Below are 17427 nucleotides of genomic sequence, written 5' to 3'. Positions count from 1 at the left end.
CCGGCGCATGGTGGGCCCGTCCGCCCTTTCCTAGGGTGAGACGTGTGAGTAGTTCTGGAACGCAGTCGTACGACGTCACCGCCGAATCGCCGGCGCCGCCCGCAGCGGTGTGGGCACTGTTGCTCGACGCCCGCAGCTGGCCGGTCTGGTCACGGGTGGGTTCGCTGGAAGTCGCCGCGTCGCAAGGACTTTCCGCCGACGGACGCGACGGCGTCGGCGCGGTGCGGGCCTTCCGGACCGGCAAGACGGTCACCAAGGAGCGGATCACCGCGCTCGACCCCGAACGACGGTTCTCCTACGAAGGGGTGGATGTGCCGGTGATGGTCGACTACCAGGCCTCGGTCGATCTGTGCGAAACACCCGGCGGCGGGACCCGGATCCGCTGGCACGGAACGTATCGCGTCGGCAAGGGCAACGCGTGGATCTTCCGCTGGTACCTCCGCCGCTTCATGCGCGACATGGCGACCGGGCTCGCAGCCCACGCCGGGAGCCCGGTCCAGAGGCCATGACGGGGGATCAGTGCCGATGGGCGGCTTCGCGGTGGAAGCCCGCGATCATCGCTTCGGTGCTCGGCGGGTTGAAGGGCTGCCCGAGGGTGCGCATCAGCGAGTTCACGCTGGGGCGGTACATCCCGGTCTTGCAGTAGCGGGATCCCTCGAAGACGCCGACCGTGCCGCCGTCCGGGGAGGGCTTGCCGAGCCAGGCATACCACTTGGCGCGGCGGTCCTTCATCTGCTGGGCCGTGAGCGCGGAAGCGTTGGGCTCGCGGGGTTCGCGGGCGTCGCAGGTGCCGTAGTCGTATTCGTCGGCGAGCCCGCCGATGGAGTGCCCGAGTTCGTGGGCGACGATCTGGCTGGCCTGGATGTTGCCGCCCGAAGAGGTCGCGACGCCGCCACCGGCCCCGCCGTACTTCGTGGTGTTCGCCAGCATGATGACCTGATCGACGTCCGGCGCGGCCGCGGCGTACTGGTTCGCCTTGGTTTCGTTGACGCACAACAGCCGTTCGATGCCGCCGCACCAGAAGTACGAGCCCAGCGCGGTGTTGCGCCGGATGCCCTGGGTCGGGTCGTTGGTGATACCGGACTGCGGTGACACCACGTCGACCTGCCAGAGGTTGAACTGCTTGCGGTGGCTCTTGTACGGCTCGATGGCGAACAGCGCCGCGATGCTGTTGCGGACGTGCTGCGAGTACGTGCCCAGCTGCGTCGACGTGTAGCCGTCACCGACGAAGACCAGGTCGAACGTGGTCTCGCTCGGGCCGTTGGTTTCGATCGGGGTCACCGCGGCGGCGCTCGCGACCTGCCGCGGCGCCGCGGTCCGGTCCGAAGCGGGCCGGGTGACGTTCACCCGGGTGATCGTCCCTCCTGGTTCGAAGGCCTCCATCGACGTCGTGAATCCGGGCGCCGCGGACGCCGTCGCGGGAACGAACCCGGCGACGAGAGCGGCGGTCAGCGCGACCATCAGGCAGGCGCGTCGCATGCGTACTCCTTGCGGGGAGGAAGGGGAGTACGAAAAACGATCCCGACCTTCGACGGCTTCCGGCACATCCCAAGTGGCCATAAGGTCCGCGTGATGGACGTCGAGTTACGTCACCTGCGAGTGGTGTGCGCCGTCGCCGACGCGGGCAGCATCACGCGTGCGGCGATCGGGCTCGGGAGCACTCAGCCCGCGTTGACCGCCGCCCTGCAACGGATCGAGCGCGCGTTCGGGGGAGCCTTGTTCGTCCGCGGGCGGGACGGGGTCTTCCCGACGGCGTTCGGTGAATGCGTACTCGTCCGTGCCCGCGCCGTCCTCGCCGCGGCGGACACGATGCACCGGGACGCGGCGTGTTTCCTGGCGGACGGCGAAAAACGTCCTGTCGCGCTGGGTGGGATCGGCGGTTCGATGGTCGTCGAGCTGGCGGACCGGCTCGGTGATTCGGGCCGGGGACAAGCGGTTTCGGTGACCACCGAGTTCTCGCCCCTGCGGTTGCTGGATCTCGTGGCCGGTGGGCAACTCGACGCCGCCGTGGTCGCCGACTACCCCGGGCACGTCCTGCCGCCTGCCCCTGGCGTGGCGTGGCGGCCGTTGGCCACGCAACCGGTGTTCGTGGCGATCGCCGCGGACCATCCGGCCGCGCACCGTGCCGAGATCGACCTCGCGGACCTGGCCGGGGAGCGGTGGGTGCTCGGGCCGTCCGACGGTGCCGGCTGGCCGGAGTGCTTCGAGGAAGCCTGTGCCCAAGCGGGATTCCGGCCGCAGGTGGCGCACCGGAGCACCGAGTTGCGGCCCCTGCAACGCCTGATCGCCGCGGGCCGGGCGATTTCCCCGTGCCAGGTCACCTTTCCCACCTCACCCGGGATCGCGATCCGGCCACTCTCGGGGGATCCGCTGTGGATGCGATATCTGATCGCCTGGAGCACGGAAGGTGCCTTTGGCGCGGACAGCGATGTCCTGATCGCCGCGGCCGAAGCGGCCTACCGGTCCGACACCGAAAGCAGCCACCCCTACCGGCGCTGGCTCGAACGTCGCGAACAACCGGCCCGGCGTGCCATCGGGTGACACCTGGTCGGGGAATTCCCCTTGTCGCGCAGGGGTCCTAGCCTCGGACACCTCATCGACGAAGGGTAAGAAATTGCGTCTGCGCGCCCTGCTGGCCGCTGCTGTCCTGACCATCACCACCGCTCCGGCGGCGCTCGCCACGCCGGACGTAGCCCACGGCACCGATGTCCCACCAGGGCAGTTCGGGTTCGTCGCGAAGATCGCGATGACGAAGATCCCGCGCCCGGACGGCTCGACCTACAGCAGCTACTGCACGGGTGCGCTGGTCGCGCCCGGCTGGGTCGTCACCACCGGGCACTGCTTCCACGACGCGAACCGCAAACGCGTCGCGGGCAAGGTGCCGTATCCGACCTTGGTGACGTTGGGCCTCGTCGACGAGGCGATCGAGTCAGGCGTGGCCCGCAAGGCGACCGAAGTGCTGCAGGCGAAGGAAAACGACGTCGCGCTCATCAAACTGGACACCCCGGTGACGACGGTGACCCCGCTGACGGTGAACCGCGTTCTCCCGAAGATCGGCCAGCAGTTGACGCTGGCGGGCTGGGGCAGCCTGACCGCCAAGAACCCCGCTCCGGCCACCCGGATGCAGCAGGGCACGGTCCAGGTGGCGACGGTGGCCCCGACGACGATCGGCGTCCGCGGCGCGGCGCCCTCGATCACGACCAGTGCCTGCACGTACGACTCGGGCGCGCCGTACTTCGTCCCGGGAGGCAAGAGCGGCACCTTGGTGTCGATCGAGGCCACCGGACCGGACTGCCCGCACGCCGGAATCGAGACGACCTCGCGCGCCGATGTCATCGCGGACTGGATCGCCACCCGAACGGGCTAACCGGCCGTTTCGTCCGGCGGCGGACCGGGTAGTGGCGTGGGCAGGAGGTAGTGCGATGACGAGTATTCGAATGACCGCGCCTCCGGCGCCGCCCAACCCCATGCCGCCGGACCCCGGCGTTCCCGACCCCGGCGTTCCCGAACCGGTGCCGGACCCGGGCAAGCCGGAGCCGGTTCCGGATCCCGGAGTGCCCGAACGGGTCCCCGATCCGGGGCCGGACCGCCCGATCCCGGAGCCCGAGGGCCCGCCGGAAGCCCAGCCGGGACCGGCGGGACTCAGAGGGTGAACGCGAGCCAGAGCGCGAGCCAGGCACAGGCCGCGACCGCGACGACGACCGCGACCACCCGCAGGCCGGCGGTGGCGATCCGGAGCGACGCGGTGCCGGTGTGGTGTCGGTGATTCCCCATGATTCCGCCCTCCTTCCCAGCCCACCATCCGCTGTCGGCGCCTTCGCCGCTACCCGGGTGACCCCGTCCGGGTGAGCCCGCGTTTCGTCCTCTGGATGCTGTCGTTCGACCGCATTCAAAGGACGACATGCGGGGAGCTCAGAACCAGTCGTTGTGCGCGACCACCCGCACCGACCCCGGCCGCTGGCGCCCGTGTCGCGAAAGCCACTTTCGGGACATCAGACGTCGCGAAAGTGGCTTTCGCGACACGTTCGACTGGCGGAAGCCCGTGAAGGCCGGCAGAGCGCGATGGGTCCGCGTTTCGTCCTCTGGATGCGGTCGTTCGCATCGCCAGCGACCGCATTCAGAGGACGAAATACGGGGAGCTCAGAACCAGTCGTTGTGCGCGGCGAAGACTCCCAGCTGGAACCGGCTCGACACGCCCGCGCGATCCATCAGGTTTTCCAGATACCGGAACAGGGTGCGCCTGCTGACGCCGAGTTCGGCGGCGATCTCGTCGTCCTTGCGCCCGGCGGCGAGCAGGAGCAGCAGTTCCCGTTCGACCGGCCGGATCGGCTGCTCCGACGCCCGTGCCTGCCGGTCGAGCGGAAGCGCCGCCGCCCAGGAGGTTTCGAACAGTCCCTCCAGTGCCGAGAAAAGGCTGCAGGGACGCACGATGACGATGGACTGGTTGCGATCCGCCTCGCGGATGGTCAGCGCGATGGTCGCCGCACGGTCGTCGAACAACGTCAGTTTCACCGGGAGCTCGGGCAGCAGGCGGGCCTGTTCGCCGGCCCGCAGGCACGGCAGGATGTTCGCGGCGAGGTAGCCGGGATCGCCGAGCGACGCTCCACTGTAGACACACCGGTAGGTGATCCCGCGCCGTAGTTGCTCCTCCTCCAGGAGATTCCGGCGTCCGCCGGTGAAGTAGGGCGGGGAGTCGAGACGGCGCACCTGATGCCGCACCGTGGTCGCGAGATGCTGGAGCCGGGGGATGATGGCGTCGCCGGTGACCACTTCGAGCAGGTCCTGCGCGTCCGGCATCCCCGAATGCGCGCGCCGGAAGGCGCGGTACGCGGTCTGGACCGCGAGCCGCGCGTCGTGCAGTTCGGCCTGCCGTCGCGTGGTCAGCGCGGTGAGCGCTTCGCTGGGGTTCGCGGGGAGGTATTCGGACCCGTCCACTCCGGACGGCACCGCGAGCCCCGCGTCCGCCAGCTCCTTCAGTGCCAGCTGGACGGTCTCCGCGTCGCCCTCCCGCCAGGCGAGCTCCGCGGCGGTGACGGGCGCGTTTTCGAGCATCCGCCGGTAGATCCGGGCGGCGGTCTCGCCGATGCCCAGCCTGGTCAGCTGCGCGCCGAGCCCGTCCGGGGAAGCCGTCGGTGTCACTTTCCACCTGCCTCTCAGCGGACCGGGAGCAGTGGGGCCGCCGCTCCCGGACCGATCGGCCGAACCTAGATGCCCGAGGTGTCGCGGATCCAGGTGCGGTTCGCCGAGATGCTGGTGTGCGTCGAAGTGTCCACCTTGTTGCCGGCGATGTGCACGCCGACCTGCTTGCCACCGACGAAGACCGGACCGCCGGAGTCACCGCCGTTGGTCAGCCCGTCGCCCCGCCGGGCCTTGATCAGTCCATTCGCGACACTGCTCACCGTCATCCTGGCGACCTTGAGATAACGCTGCAGGTCGCCGTCTTCGTTGTAGCCCCAGCCGTAAACGTGTTCCGTGTCGCCGACGGCGACGGAAGTCCCGAGGGACGCGTACGTCGTGCTCACCGAACGGTCGAGCCTCAGCAGCGCGATGTCGGCGCCGCTGGAGGGGGTGTGGATGGCGGTCACCACGGCGTACGTCCCGGCCCGGTGATCGACGTCGCCCACCCGGACGGAGTAGTCGGCGCCGGGTTCGTCGACGCAGTGCTCGGCCGTGAGCACCCAGCGGGCGCTGATGATCGAACCGGAGCACCACTGCTGCCCGTTCTGCTCGATCATGGCCGCCCACGGGCCGGACCGGGCGTATTCGCCGTCGATGATGGGGGCCGCGGTGGCGGCGGGGGCGACCGTCGTGAGGCCGGCGGCGCACAGCAGAGCGGTGAGAAGACCTCGGATGCGCATGGATGCCTTCCAATGCAGGGGAATCGGGGAAAGGAATGGGGAATCGGCAGGTTCACCCGTTCACGGCCGCGGCGGATCACCGGGGATCGCCCGGCCGGATCCGATCTCGGTTTTCCCATGCTAGGCAGGCGGATACGGCGGTTGATAGCGACTAAAGACGGGAACCGGACCAGCGCTTCCGGCACGTGAGTGCCGATGGCACCGATGGGTCACGGGGGCTTCGTGGCCTGCTGATCCTTGAAGTACGTGAAGGCCCCCTTCACTGCGCTAGACGCAATGAAGGGGGCCTTCACGTACCACGAGCTACTTCGCGGTCATCGGTGACGTAGCAGTTCCTCGGCGAGCAGGATCGTCCGCTCCGACAGCGTGACGGACAAGCGCTCGACCGATTCGCCGATCCGGCCCGCCTCCCGGCGCACTCCTTCGCCCGCGGGCACGCTGTGGCGCTCGGCGAGGCCTGCGAGCCTGCCGCCGGAGACCAGCACCAGATCGGCGAGCCGCTCGCCCAGTTCGGTCAGCCGGTTCGCCGTCCGGCCCGCGCGGCGCGCCACGAGGTCTTCGGTCTCGCGTCGCAGCTCCCGGACCGCGCACCTGGACTCGTTCGCCGTCCCGGTGAGCGCGGACCTCAGGGTTTTCGTCACGTCCATCAGGGATCGACCTCCACGCGGCTAGCCTGCGCTCAGTGTACAGCTGTACACCGGATCTTCGGAATACGTGATCTGCCAGGGAACAAAAGAAGCCAAGTCTTGGAGAACGCGCGTAAGCGGTGTGCTCGATCAGTGGTCGCGTGAGAGCTGCCCGGGTGGACAGTCGCAAAATTTCTGAATCATGTCTACTTCTTGCATTTTGTCTCCGAGTTGTTGCATGCTCGTACGGCTCTGGCTCCTCCCCGCCGTCTCAAAGAAGAGAAGACGCCATGACACGTATGCGCCTGTCCCGGCTCATCGCCGGTCTCCTGGTCACGGGGCTTTCCGTCGCCGGGCTCTCCCTCGCCTCCGCCGCGAGCGGGCCACCACCCGATCCCGTCGTCGCCACCCCCGTTCCGGCCGCGCTCGCCGAAGTGCCGTTGACGCGCACGGTGTCGGCGAGCAGCGCGCTGCCCGGTTATCCCGTCGCGAACGCCGTCGACGGAAACCAGGAGAGCTACTGGGAATCCGCCAACAACGCGTTCCCGCAGTGGATCCAGGCCGACCTCGGCGTGGCGAAAACCCTCTCGCGGATCGTGCTGAAACTGCCCGCGGGCTGGGAATCCCGCACCCAGACGCTGGCGGTGCGCGGAAGCACCGACGGCACGGCGTTCACCGACCTCGCCGCGCCGGCCGGCTACGCGTTCGCTCCCGGCACCAACACCGTCACCATCCCGATGACGTCGTCGGCCCGGTACGTGCGGCTGCAGGTCACCGCGAACTCGCGGTGGCCCGCTGCGCAGCTCTCGGAATTCGAGCTGTACGGGCCGGACACCGGCGACACGCAGGCGCCGAGCGCGCCGTCGAATCTCGCGCTGACCGAGCCCGCCGCCGGTCAGATCCGGCTGACCTGGTCGCCCTCGGCGGACAACGTCGGCGTCTCCGGCTACACCGTCTATCGCGACGGGACGCCGGTCACCACGATCACCGGCACCACGTTCACCGAAGCCAGGCCCACGGGGGCACGGGTCGAGTACTTCGTGCGCGCCAAGGACGCGGCGGGCAACGAATCCGGCGACAGCAACCACGTCGTGCGCTCCGGCACGAGCGCGGGCGCGAACCTGGCGGCGGGCAAACCGATCGAGGCGACGTCGACCGTCCATTCGTTCGTCGCGGCGAACGCCAACGACAACAACACCGCCACGTACTGGGAATCCGCCGCGGGATACCCGAACGCGCTGACGGTGAAGCTCGGCGTCGACGCGGACGTCGACTCGGTCGTGGTGAAGCTCAACCCGGACTCGATCTGGGGCCCGCGGACACAGAACTTCGAGGTCCTCGGTCGTCCGCAGGGTTCCACCGCGTTCACCGCGCTGTCGGCGCGAGCCGACCACCGCTTCGACCCGGCCGGCAACCAGAACTCGGTCGTCATCCCGGTCAGCGGCCGCGCGTCGGAGGTGCGCCTGCAGTTCTTCGCCAACTCCGGTGCCCCCGGTGGCCAGGTCGCGGAATTCCAGGTGATCGGCACGCCCGCGCCGAACCCGGACCTCGTCGTCACCGGCACCACCTGGACGCCGTCGAACCCGACGGAGACCAGCAGGCTCGCCGTGTCGGCGACGGTGAAGAACGGCGGGACCGCGAACGCGGCCGCCTCCACCGTGAACGTCAGCCTCGGCGGCACCGTCGTCGGTGACGCGGCGGTCCGGGCGCTCGCCGCCGGCGAGTCCGCCACGGTGACCGTCGACGCGGGAACGCGTCCACAGGGGACCTACACCGTGGCCGCCACCGCCGACCCGGCGGGCACGGTGGCCGAACAGGACGAAACCAACAACACCTACACCTCGCCGACATCGCTGGTCGTCGCGCAGGCGCCGGGACCCGACCTCGAGGTCACCGGCATCACCTCGAACCCGCCCAATCCGGCCGCCGGTTCGGCGGTGTCCTTCACCGTCGCGGTGCGCAACCGGGGCACGAGCGCCGCGGGCACTTCGGTGACGCGGCTGGCCGTCGGCGGCACCACGCTGACCGGCACCACCGGTGCGATCGAACCGGGCGCGACCGCGAACGTCGCGATCTCGGGCACGTGGACCGCCGCCGACGGTGGCGCGACCTTGACCGCGACGGCCGACGCGGACGGCGCGGTCACGGAGACCAACGAGTCCAACAACAGCCTCTCGCGGGCGATAGTCGTGGGCCGCGGCGCGGCGGTCCCGTACGTCGAATACGAGGCGGAAGCCGCGCAGTACCAAGGACAACTGCTGGAAACGGACCCGCTTCGCACCTTCGGCCACACGAACTTCGCGACCGAATCCTCGGGCCGCAAATCCGTGCGGCTGGCGAATCAGGGGCAGTACGTGGAGTTCACGTCGGCGAACCAGGCGAACTCGATCGTCGTGCGCAACTCCATCCCCGACGCCCCCGGCGGTGGCGGTCAGGACGCGACGCTCAGCCTGTACGTCAACGGGACCTTCGCGCAGAAGCTGACATTGTCGTCCAAGCACAGCTGGCTCTACGGCAGCACCGACGATCCCGAAGGCCTGACCAACACCCCGCAGGCCAACGCGCGACGGCTGTTCGACGAGTCGCACGCGCTGCTGTCCCGGTCGTACCCGCCGGGCACGAAGTTCAAGCTGCAGCGGGACAGCGGTGACAACGCGGCGTTCTACATCGTCGACCTCATCGATCTGGAGGAGGTCGCCCCGGCGTCGGCGAAGCCCGCGAACTGCGTGTCGATCACGGAGTACGGCGCCGTGCCGAACGACGGGAACGACGATTCGGCGGCGATCCAGCGCGCGGTCACCGACGACCAGAACGGCGTGATCCCCTGTGTCTGGATCCCGGCGGGGCAGTGGCGGCAGGAGAAGAAGATCCTGACCGACGACCCGAACGTGCCCAACGGCGGCGGCCAGTACAACCAGGTCGGCATCTCCAACGTGACGATCCGCGGCGCCGGTATGTGGCATTCGCAGCTGTACTCGCAGATCGAGCCGCAGAACGCGGGCGGCATCAACCACCCGCACGAGGGAAACTTCGGGTTCGACATCGACAAGAACACGCAGATCTCCGACATCGCCATCTTCGGCTCCGGCCGGATCCGCGGCGGTGACGGCGGCGCGGAAGGCGGCGTCGGCCTCAACGGCCGCTTCGGCACCGGCACGAAGATCACCAACGTGTGGATCGAGCACGCCAACGTCGGCGCGTGGGTCGGCCGGGACTACAGCAACGTCCCGGCGCTCTGGGGCCCGGGTGACGGCCTGGAGTTCAGCGGGATGCGGATCCGGAACACCTACGCCGACGGCATCAACTTCACCAACGGCACCCGGAACTCGAAGGTGTTCAACTCGTCGTTCCGCACCACCGGTGACGATTCGCTCGCGGTGTGGGCGAACCAGTACGTGAAGGATCCGTCGCAGGACATCGCGCACGACAACGTGTTCGCCAACAACACGATCCAGCTCCCGTGGCGGGCCAACGGGATCGCGATCTACGGCGGCTACGGAAACAAGATCGAGAACAACATCGTCCACGACACGATGAACTACCCGGGCATCATGCTGGCGACGGATCACGATCCGCTGCCGTTCTCCGGGGAGACGCTCATCGCGAACAACGCCCTGTACCGCTGCGGCGGCGTGTTCTGGGGCGAGCAGCAGGAGTTCGGCGCGATCACGTTCTTCGCGCAGGGCAAGGACATCCCCGGGGTCGTGCTGCGGGACACGGAGATCCACGATTCGACCTACGACGGTGTCCAGTTCAAGACGGGCGGCGGCGTCGTGACCGTGGCCCTCACGAACGTCAAGATCGACAAGTCGAACAACGGTGCGGGCATCCTCGCGATGAGCGGCGCCCGTGGCAGCGCGACCTTGACGAACGTGACGATCACGAACTCCGCGAACGGTGACGTCGTCCGTGAGCCGGGGTCGCAGTTCGTGATCAACGGCGGTCCCGTGCCGGCGGTGGTCTCGTCGGGCCGTCGCGGTACGCGGTAGTCCGAAAGGTGTTGCGGGGGCCGGAGCGGGAGACCGTTCCGGCCCCTTTCACGTCCGGGCGGCCACTCCCGCCACGGCCAGCCGGAACAGGCGGCCGGCCTGTGCGGCGGGATCCGGGTGCTGCTCGGTGGCCAGGACGATGCCGACGATCAGCGTGATGAGATCGGCGACGGTGACCTCCGGCGCCACCACACCGTCCCGCGCGGCCTGCCGCAGGAGCGGATCCCCGGCTTCCTCGATGGCGGCGGAGCACGAGTTCTCGTGCGTGGGGCCGTCGTAGGCGAGCGCGGCGGCCAGGCCGCGGGCGGAGACGCAGTAGGTGACGACCTCGTCGAGCCACGTCAGGAGCGCCGTCCGGCTGTCGTCCTCGCCGGTCAGCTCGGCGGCGCGGGCGCACAACGCCGCGATCCGGCTCGCGGAGACCGCCTCCAGCAGCGCCCGGCGGGTGGGGAAGTGGCGCCGGACGGTCGCCGAGCCGACGTTGGCGGTCCGCGCGATCTGCTCCAGGGAGGCGCCGGAGCCGTGGGCGGCGACCTCCTCCTCGGCGACCGCGAGGATGCGCGCGTAATTGCGCCGTGCGTCGGCGCGCCGGCCGTCGGACATGTCTTCACCTCGGAGTTTGCGTAAGTGGCGGGCCCCGCCATATCGTAGCGGACGATAAGTGGCGGGCCCCGCCACTTAGTTGACCGAAGGAGTCCCCATGTCCCCAGCACCCGTTTTGGTCACCGGCGCCACCGGCAGGCAGGGCGGTGCGACCGCCAGGGCCCTGCTCGCGGCCGGTGTTCCCGTCCGCGCGCTGGTGCGCGACCCGGCCAGGGCGAAAGCCGTCGAAGCGCTCGGCGCCGAACTCGTCGTCGGCGATCTCCACGACGTCGATTCCGTGATCCGCGCGGCCAAGGGGGCGCGCGCCGTCTTCTCGGTACAGATGCCGGGCATCAGTGCCGAAGGTTTCGACTTCGACGGCGAGGTGACCCAAGGCGTCAACCTCATCGAGGGCGCGAAGGCGGCCGGGGTGCCACAGTTCGTGCACACCTCCGTTTCGGGTGCCGGTCAGCACGTCGAGGCGGACGGCTGGGCCGAAGGTCGCTGGACGTCGATGGAGCCCACGCTGGGTGCCAAGGCCGCGATCCAGGACCGTCTTCGCGAAGCCGGCTTTCCCCAGTGGACACTGCTCAAGCCGGGCTTCTTCATGGAGAACTTCCTGCCCGACATGAAGTTCCTGTTCCCGCGCGGGGTGGACGGCGGTCTGGTGAGCGTCATCAAGCCGTCGACGTCGCTGTCGCTGGCGGCCGTCGACGACATCGGCACCGCGGCCGCCGCGGCCATCGCCGAACCGGAGCGGTTCGCCGGGATCGAACTGGAGCTGGCGAGCGACTTCCTGACCATGGCGGAGATCGCCGAAGTCCTGTCCGGTGTGCTGGGCACCCCGCTGACGGCGCCGGAGATGACCGTCGAGCAGGCGGTCGCCGCCGGGATGCCGCCGATGGGTGCCTCGCACGAGTGGCTGAACGTGGTCGGCCAGCCGGGGCGTCCGGAATTCGCCCGCGAACTGGGTCTCCCGCTCACCGGATTCGCCGAGTGGGCGCGAAAATCCCTTGCGTAGTACGTGATCGTCGAGGCATGCGCATCGAGCCTCTGCTGGACCATCTCGACCGCGAGGATCCGGGCGGTGTCCTCGGGTTGTATCTCTACGGCTCCGCCGTGGCGGGCGGACTCAAACCGGACAGCGACGTCGATCTGCTGCTGGTCACCCGCCGCTCGCTCGGCGAATCGGAACGCGCCGCGCTGGTGTCCCTGCTGTTGCGGGTTTCGGGATGGCGTGGCCACGCCGCCCGATTCCCCGGCGCGGCGGGCCGCCGTCCGATCGAGTTGACCGGCGTCGTGGCCGGGGACAGGCCGTCGCGCCGGGATTTCCAGTACGGGGAATGGCTGCGGGAAGACTTCGTCCAAGGTGGACTTCCCCGGCCCGCGGAGGATCTCGACGTCGTGATCCTCGCGGCCACCGCCCATGCGGCGCATCGCGTCCTGCGCGGCCCCGCGCTCACCGATCTCCTCGATCCGGTGCCGCGGGGCTTGCTCCGCGACGCGGCGCTCGGCGTCGTCCCCGGTCTGCTCTCCGAGATCGAAGGCGACGAACGCAATGTCCTGCTCACCCTCGCGCGCATCGTCGTGACGGTCGAGACGGGCGCGATCGTCTCGAAGGACGTCGCGGCGGCGGCCGTGGCGCCGACGCTCGACGGTGACGGACGTGCGCTGCTCGACCGTGCGCGAGCGGGCTACCTCGGTACGGCTTCCGACGACTGGGCCGGACTTTCGGCCGAGGTGGCCTCGCTCGCGGGCGCTCTCGCGGACCGGGCGAGGGGTGATTGACAAGGCGCTGGCGGCCGGGTCCGATCCGGTCGGGCAGGTCCAGGTGAAGTAGCTCCCTAGTTGACAAGTCCTATAGGTGACTAGTCTACTAGTGGCATGGTTCTCTCCCGCCTCATCCTGGGGTTGCTCGCCCTCGCGCCCATGACCGGCTACGACCTCAAACGCCATTTCGAGTCGACCGTCGGGCATTTCTGGGCGGCGGACAAGGCGCAGATCTATCGCACCCTCGCCCGGCTCGTCGCGGACGGGCTCGCGGAGGTCGAGAAGGTGGCCGGCTCCGGGGCGCCGGACCGGCAGGAGCACCGCATCACCGCCGCGGGGCGGGCGGCGCTCGCCGAGTGGCTGGCGAGCGAGCCCGAGCGGCATGTCGAACGCGACCCGTTCCTCGCGCGGGTGTTCTTCGGCGCGGATCTCGACGACGACGCCTTCCGCTCCCTCCTGGCGGCCCGTCGCGACGCGACCCGGGCGCGGCTGGAGCGGTTCGAACGGACGCGGGCGGAGGCCGGCGCGCCCGACCGGGCGGCCAGGCTGCGACTGTCCACACTGGACTACGGAATCGCGAACCTGCGCGTCGAACTGGACTGGCTCGACGCGGTCGAGAAGGAGCTCGCGTGAACACGTTCCCCGAAGTGCATTCCGCCGGGACGGCCACGACGGAGCGGCCGGTGGTACTGCTGCACGGCGGCAACGTCGCGAACTGGATGTGGGAGCCGCAACTGTCCGCGTTCGACGATCGGACGGTGCTCACGCCGGATCTGCCGGGATTCGGCGAACGGGTCGGCGAGGACTGGCCGGGGCTGGACGCGGTGGCGGACGACGTCGTCGCGAGAGTGACCGGACACGGTGTCGACGGTCCGTTCGACCTCGTCGGGCTTTCCCTTGGAGCGCTCACGGCGCTGCGCGTGCTGGCGCGGCACCCGGACCGGGTGAGTTCGGCTTTCCTGACCAGCGCGCCGCTCACGCCCGCCGGTGCCGGGATGCGCTTGTACTGCGCGCTGCAAGCGGCGTTCTCGCGAGCCCGCTGGTACTGGCGCGCCCAGGCGGCTGTCTTCGGGCTCCCCGGGGACAGCCGTGCCCGGTATATCGAGCACGGTCTCTCGGTGCGCCGCGAAACCGCGGCCGCGATGGCCGCCGATGTATGCGCGGGCGGGGTGCCCGCGGACTTGCGTCGCTATACCGGGCCGCTGCTCGCGATAGCGGGGGAGAAGGATTCCTCGGCGGTGCGACGCTCGCTCTCGGAAATCGCGCGGGCCGCGCCGCAGACGCGGTCACGGTTCGCGCTGGGGATGCACCACATCTGGAACGTGGAGGACCCGGAACTGTTCAACGGCGTTCTTCGCGCTTGGCTCGGGGGAACCGTGGATCCGCGTCTCGTGAGCTGACCGCCGGTTCGACGCTGAGCGTGCCCGCGGCCGTGTCCAGTACGGCGAGCGGTCCCAGTGGAAGGGAAAGCGGGTCCGCGCCGTGCCCGACGTCGATGCCGCCGAGTACCGGAACGCCCAGTGAGCCCAGGCGGTCCTTGAAGACGTCGACGAGGGTCCAGCCGCGATCGGTGTAGTCCTCGAAACCGGGGAACCGGCCGAGCGCGACCCCTCGTACGCCGTCGAGCGCGCCGGATCGGATCAGCTGGGTCAGCTGGCGGTCGATCTGCCCAGGCCGATCGTCCGTTCGGCTTCGAGGAAAAGGATGGTGCCCGCCAGCGACGGCAGGCCCGCGCCGATCGCGTGGGCGACGGTGCCCAGGTTGCCGCCGACGAGGTGGCCGGTGGCGGTGCCGGGCACTTCGGCCTCGACGGTCATGGCCCGCGGGTCGCGGTGGAGGACGGCGGGTTCGCCGTCCATCAGCAGCCGCCGGGTAGCGGCCGCGGAACGGGGACCCGCCAGGAAACCGTGGATCCCCGCCAGCCCGCAGTGCCGCCAGAGCGCGAGATGGAGGGCGGTGATGTCGCTGAAGCCGACCATCGGTTTGGGATCGGCGCGGATCGCGGCGAAATCGAGGTCGTCGGCGATGCGGTACGCGCCCGCGCCGCCGCGGGTGGCGATCACGGCGCGGATGGCCGGGTCGCGGAACGCGTCGTCGAGATCGGCCAGCCGGTCTTCGTCGCTGCCCGCCATGTAGCCCCAGCGATCGAGCGCGTGCGTGCCGATTTCGACGACCAGTCCCCAGCTTTCCAGGACCGCCGCGGTCTCGGCGACCAGCTCGCGGCTGGGAAAGCTGGCGGGGGAGACGAGGCGGACGTGATCACCCGGTCTTGGGGCCGGCGCGACCACGGTGCCGCGTGAGGCTGTCACCGGATGATCGTGTCAGAGCACCGGGATCTCCGCCCACACCGTTTTGCGTCCCGCGCGGGCGATCACACCCCATCGGGCGCTGATCGCGTCGACCAGTGCCATCCCTCGCCCGCGGGGGCTCGTCGGATCCGCTTTCGTCACGCGGTACGGCCGCAGGCGCGGCCGATGGTCGTCGACTTCGACCCGGACGACGTCCCGGCCCGAGGGTACGGAGACCCTGAGCTCGGCGACGCCGTCCGCGTGTTCGTGCGCGTTGGTGACCAGTTCCGTGGTCAGCAGCTCGGTGTCCGCGATGGTGGTGCGGCCGACCTCGCTCAGCCGCTCTCGCAGCCAGGCACGGATCTCCCCCAATGGCGGGGCGATGCCGGCGGGGAATTCGTAAGCCTGTCGTGTTCTCGTGATACCCACGCGTTCTCCTTAGCGGGTTTCCCAGCTTGGCCAAGAGCATGGGCGCGGTAAGGGAGTACCCAGGGAACGCGGGATTCACACGCGGGAGCTGCCGGCGATCGCGGTGACCCTGATCTCGACCCGCATCTTCGGCGCGCCGAGGGCAGGCACGCCGGTCTCGGTCCAGATCGGTGCGCGGTCGCCCATGTGCTCGCGGAACTGCTCGACCATCACGCGGTTGTGGGTCTCGCCGATGAAACCTGGAGTCTCCGGCACGTGGTACGAGTTCACGGCGATGACGTCGCGCCAGGTGGCGCCCGCCGTGGCGAGGGTCCGCTCGACGTTCTCGAAGGCCTTGACGATCTCGTCCTCGAGCGATTCGGGGAAGTTCAAGTCGTCGTCCCAGCCGCCCTGCCCGGAGATCTCGACGCGATCGCCGACGCGCACCGCCTGGCTGTAGCGCATCACCTTCAGCTGCCGGTCGCCGTATCCGGGCGTGGCGAAGAACTCCGGCTCGGTCATGGTGGATCCTCTCGTTGACTTCATGCTTGAAGTCAAGCTACCACGATTTGACTTCACGTGTGAAGTCGCCGGGTTCTGGGTAAGGTTCCGCCATGGCCGCCCCGGACCCCGACGAAGCGCTCTGGCTGAACCCTGCCGAAAAGGAGGCCTGGACCGGGCTGGTCTCCCTCGTCCTCCTGCTGCCGGGGCGGCTCGAGTCGCCGCTGCAGCACGACGCCGGGCTGACGCTGTTCGAGTACCTGACCCTCAGTCATATTTCGGAGGCCCCGGAACGGCGGCTGCGGATGAGCGAGCTGGCCTACCTCGCCAACGGCTCGCTCTCCCGTCTGTCCAATGTGGTCAAACGCTTCGAGCAGCGGGGCTGGGTAAAGCGGATGCCGGATCCCGCCGACGGCCGGTACACACTCGCCATGCTCACCGACGACGGTTACGACGTGGTCGCCGCGGCGGCGCCCACGCACGTCCGTTCGGTGCGGGAGCTCGTCCTCGACCCGCTGACCGCGGAGGATCAGCGGGCGCTGGCCCGGATCGCCGCCAAACTGCGGACGCGGCCCGCCGACCTCGCCTAGGTACTTCGAGGCGGTCGATCGTGTGCGCGAAGGTACCTTGTGCCCGCGTTCCGGACTCTGGTCCTCTGACGGGGTTCAGTCCACGCGAAGAGGGGGAACTCTCGTGTTCAAGAAACTATCCGCCGTCCTGTCGGTGTTTTCGATCGCGCTCCTGGGGCTCGCGGGAACGGCGCAGGCCGGGATCGTGCAATGGTCCGACGGTTACGAATCGAATCCCCATGGCGTATGGGAGCGGGGGATCCAAGGCGGTGACGGGCATTCCTGGTTCGACATCGGTATGGGAGTGGCGCGGACCGGCAACAACAACGGCTGGCTCTTCGCCGACAACGGATGGTCGGCGATGAGGACCGCGAAATCGCTCGCCGGTTTCCCGGCGAATCGATCGAATTGCGCCGCCGCGATTTACGCCGACCCGGTCGGCGGCGGGGCGAACATCGGCCTCGAGATCTGGGACCCCAACGGCTGGCGGAAAATCTCCCACACGGTGAAGTGGATCGACGACTGGGCGGGTTATCAGCTCATCACACTGACCAATCTCAATCTGAACGGCGTGGGTACCGTCTATCTCCAGCCGATCTACGGCAACAACGGCGGACCGGCGAAGTACATCCGCTCGGACGACGCGATCATCCAATGCGTCTACTGACCGAGGTCTCGCCGAGGTATCGACCGTTGCGACATTCGGTGATCATCCGCCGTTGAATTCCGGTTTCCGTCCGCCGAGGTGTTCACGGAAACGCCTGAATCTTCGGCACCCTTCACGCTGAAGAGTGAAAGGTGTCGAAGTCCCTTCGGCTGGACGGCGCAATGCGGAC

Annotated in this window: 21 protein-coding genes; 11 read left to right on the top strand and 10 right to left on the bottom strand. The window is 69.2% G+C overall.

Annotated elements, in window-relative coordinates; all coding sequences use genetic code 11:
- Positions 1 to 44: 44 nt before the first annotated feature.
- Positions 45 to 509: an SRPBCC family protein gene (locus tag NQK81_RS05575; protein WP_257487337.1), complete on the top strand. Its 465-nt coding sequence runs from the start codon at positions 45 to 47 to the stop codon at positions 507 to 509.
- Positions 510 to 516: 7 nt separating this feature from the next.
- Here the strand turns inward: NQK81_RS05575 and NQK81_RS05570 are convergent, their stop codons facing one another.
- Positions 517 to 1479 (bottom strand): M64 family metallopeptidase, encoded by a 963-nt coding sequence (locus tag NQK81_RS05570; protein ID WP_257487336.1) that lies wholly within the window; start codon positions 1477 to 1479, stop codon positions 517 to 519.
- Positions 1480 to 1572: 93 nt separating this feature from the next.
- Here NQK81_RS05570 and NQK81_RS05565 point away from each other — a divergent pair, with 93 nt between their 5' ends.
- The 3 genes from NQK81_RS05565 to NQK81_RS05555 all read left to right on the top strand — a co-directional run bounded on the left by NQK81_RS05565 (position 1573) and on the right by NQK81_RS05555 (position 3653).
- On the top strand, positions 1573 to 2541 hold the full coding sequence (locus tag NQK81_RS05565; RefSeq protein ID WP_257487335.1) for a LysR family transcriptional regulator: 969 nt from the start codon (positions 1573 to 1575) through the stop codon (positions 2539 to 2541).
- A 73-nt stretch (positions 2542 to 2614) separates the two neighbouring features.
- The gene (locus NQK81_RS05560) at positions 2615 to 3367 is read left to right on the top strand and encodes a trypsin-like serine protease (protein ID WP_126731294.1); all 753 of its coding nucleotides are present in this window, start codon (positions 2615 to 2617) and stop codon (positions 3365 to 3367) included.
- Positions 3368 to 3422: 55 nt separating this feature from the next.
- Entirely contained in the window at positions 3423 to 3653 is a 231-nt protein-coding gene (locus tag NQK81_RS05555; protein WP_257487334.1) for a hypothetical protein, read from the top strand.
- On the opposite strand, the gene NQK81_RS05550 is transcribed toward NQK81_RS05555, so the two are convergent.
- From NQK81_RS05550 to NQK81_RS05535, 4 genes are all read right to left on the bottom strand, one after another.
- The gene (locus tag NQK81_RS05550) at positions 3643 to 3774 is read right to left on the bottom strand and encodes a hypothetical protein (protein WP_257487333.1); all 132 of its coding nucleotides are present in this window, start codon (positions 3772 to 3774) and stop codon (positions 3643 to 3645) included. The genes NQK81_RS05555 and NQK81_RS05550 overlap by 11 nt on opposite strands.
- A gap of 366 nt (positions 3775 to 4140) precedes the next feature.
- A complete protein-coding gene (locus tag NQK81_RS05545; RefSeq protein WP_257487332.1) occupies positions 4141 to 5139 on the bottom strand; it encodes a LuxR C-terminal-related transcriptional regulator in 999 nt (332 codons plus the stop codon).
- Between the two features lie 65 nt (positions 5140 to 5204).
- Positions 5205 to 5858, bottom strand: a complete 654-nt coding sequence (locus NQK81_RS05540) for a S1 family peptidase (RefSeq protein ID WP_257487331.1) — start codon at positions 5856 to 5858, stop codon at positions 5205 to 5207.
- Positions 5859 to 6172: 314 nt separating this feature from the next.
- Positions 6173 to 6505, bottom strand: coding sequence for a hypothetical protein (locus NQK81_RS05535; RefSeq protein WP_257487330.1), 333 nt, complete (start codon positions 6503 to 6505; stop codon positions 6173 to 6175).
- A 269-nt stretch (positions 6506 to 6774) separates the two neighbouring features.
- Here NQK81_RS05535 and NQK81_RS05530 point away from each other — a divergent pair, with 269 nt between their 5' ends.
- Complete coding sequence (locus NQK81_RS05530; protein ID WP_257487329.1) at positions 6775 to 10473, top strand: CARDB domain-containing protein; 3699 nt, start codon at positions 6775 to 6777, stop codon at positions 10471 to 10473.
- Between the two features lie 48 nt (positions 10474 to 10521).
- Here the strand turns inward: NQK81_RS05530 and NQK81_RS05525 are convergent, their stop codons facing one another.
- Positions 10522 to 11076 (bottom strand): TetR/AcrR family transcriptional regulator, encoded by a 555-nt coding sequence (locus NQK81_RS05525; protein WP_257487328.1) that lies wholly within the window; start codon positions 11074 to 11076, stop codon positions 10522 to 10524.
- Between the two features lie 97 nt (positions 11077 to 11173).
- Between NQK81_RS05525 and NQK81_RS05520 the strand changes: the two genes are divergently transcribed.
- The 4 genes from NQK81_RS05520 (at position 11174) to NQK81_RS05505 (ending at position 14225) form a co-directional block, all read left to right on the top strand.
- Positions 11174 to 12076, top strand: a complete 903-nt coding sequence (locus tag NQK81_RS05520; protein ID WP_257487327.1) for an NmrA family NAD(P)-binding protein — start codon at positions 11174 to 11176, stop codon at positions 12074 to 12076.
- Positions 12077 to 12093: 17 nt separating this feature from the next.
- Complete coding sequence (locus NQK81_RS05515) at positions 12094 to 12843, top strand: aminoglycoside adenylyltransferase domain-containing protein (protein ID WP_257487326.1); 750 nt, start codon at positions 12094 to 12096, stop codon at positions 12841 to 12843.
- 96 nt (positions 12844 to 12939) lie between these two features.
- On the top strand, positions 12940 to 13458 hold the full coding sequence (locus NQK81_RS05510) for a PadR family transcriptional regulator (RefSeq protein WP_257487325.1): 519 nt from the start codon (positions 12940 to 12942) through the stop codon (positions 13456 to 13458).
- Complete coding sequence (locus NQK81_RS05505) at positions 13455 to 14225, top strand: alpha/beta fold hydrolase (protein ID WP_257487324.1); 771 nt, start codon at positions 13455 to 13457, stop codon at positions 14223 to 14225. Before NQK81_RS05510 ends, NQK81_RS05505 begins: the two co-directional genes overlap by 4 nt.
- Here the strand turns inward: NQK81_RS05505 and NQK81_RS05500 are convergent.
- From NQK81_RS05500 to NQK81_RS05485, 4 genes are all read right to left on the bottom strand, one after another.
- Complete coding sequence (locus NQK81_RS05500) at positions 14167 to 14466, bottom strand: S66 peptidase family protein (RefSeq protein WP_257489697.1); 300 nt, start codon at positions 14464 to 14466, stop codon at positions 14167 to 14169. The genes NQK81_RS05505 and NQK81_RS05500 overlap by 59 nt on opposite strands.
- A gap of 8 nt (positions 14467 to 14474) precedes the next feature.
- Entirely contained in the window at positions 14475 to 15134 is a 660-nt protein-coding gene (locus tag NQK81_RS05495; protein WP_257487323.1) for a S66 peptidase family protein, read from the bottom strand.
- Positions 15135 to 15146: 12 nt separating this feature from the next.
- On the bottom strand, positions 15147 to 15542 hold the full coding sequence (locus tag NQK81_RS05490; RefSeq protein ID WP_126731312.1) for an ATP-binding protein: 396 nt from the start codon (positions 15540 to 15542) through the stop codon (positions 15147 to 15149).
- Positions 15543 to 15617: 75 nt separating this feature from the next.
- Entirely contained in the window at positions 15618 to 16043 is a 426-nt protein-coding gene (locus NQK81_RS05485) for a Rid family hydrolase (protein ID WP_257487322.1), read from the bottom strand.
- Positions 16044 to 16135: 92 nt separating this feature from the next.
- Here NQK81_RS05485 and NQK81_RS05480 point away from each other — a divergent pair, with 92 nt between their 5' ends.
- Positions 16136 to 16612: a MarR family winged helix-turn-helix transcriptional regulator gene (locus tag NQK81_RS05480; RefSeq protein ID WP_257487321.1), complete on the top strand. Its 477-nt coding sequence runs from the start codon at positions 16136 to 16138 to the stop codon at positions 16610 to 16612.
- A gap of 103 nt (positions 16613 to 16715) precedes the next feature.
- Positions 16716 to 17258 (top strand): hypothetical protein, encoded by a 543-nt coding sequence (locus NQK81_RS05475; RefSeq protein WP_257487320.1) that lies wholly within the window; start codon positions 16716 to 16718, stop codon positions 17256 to 17258.
- Positions 17259 to 17427 lie beyond the last annotated feature (169 nt).

The sequence above is a fragment of the Amycolatopsis roodepoortensis genome (genome assembly GCF_024628825.1).
In the GTDB taxonomy this organism is placed as follows: Bacteria; Actinomycetota; Actinomycetes; order Mycobacteriales; family Pseudonocardiaceae; genus Amycolatopsis; species Amycolatopsis roodepoortensis.
Note: the sequence above shows the minus strand (reverse complement) of the source record. Positions and strands in the feature narration are given on the sequence as shown.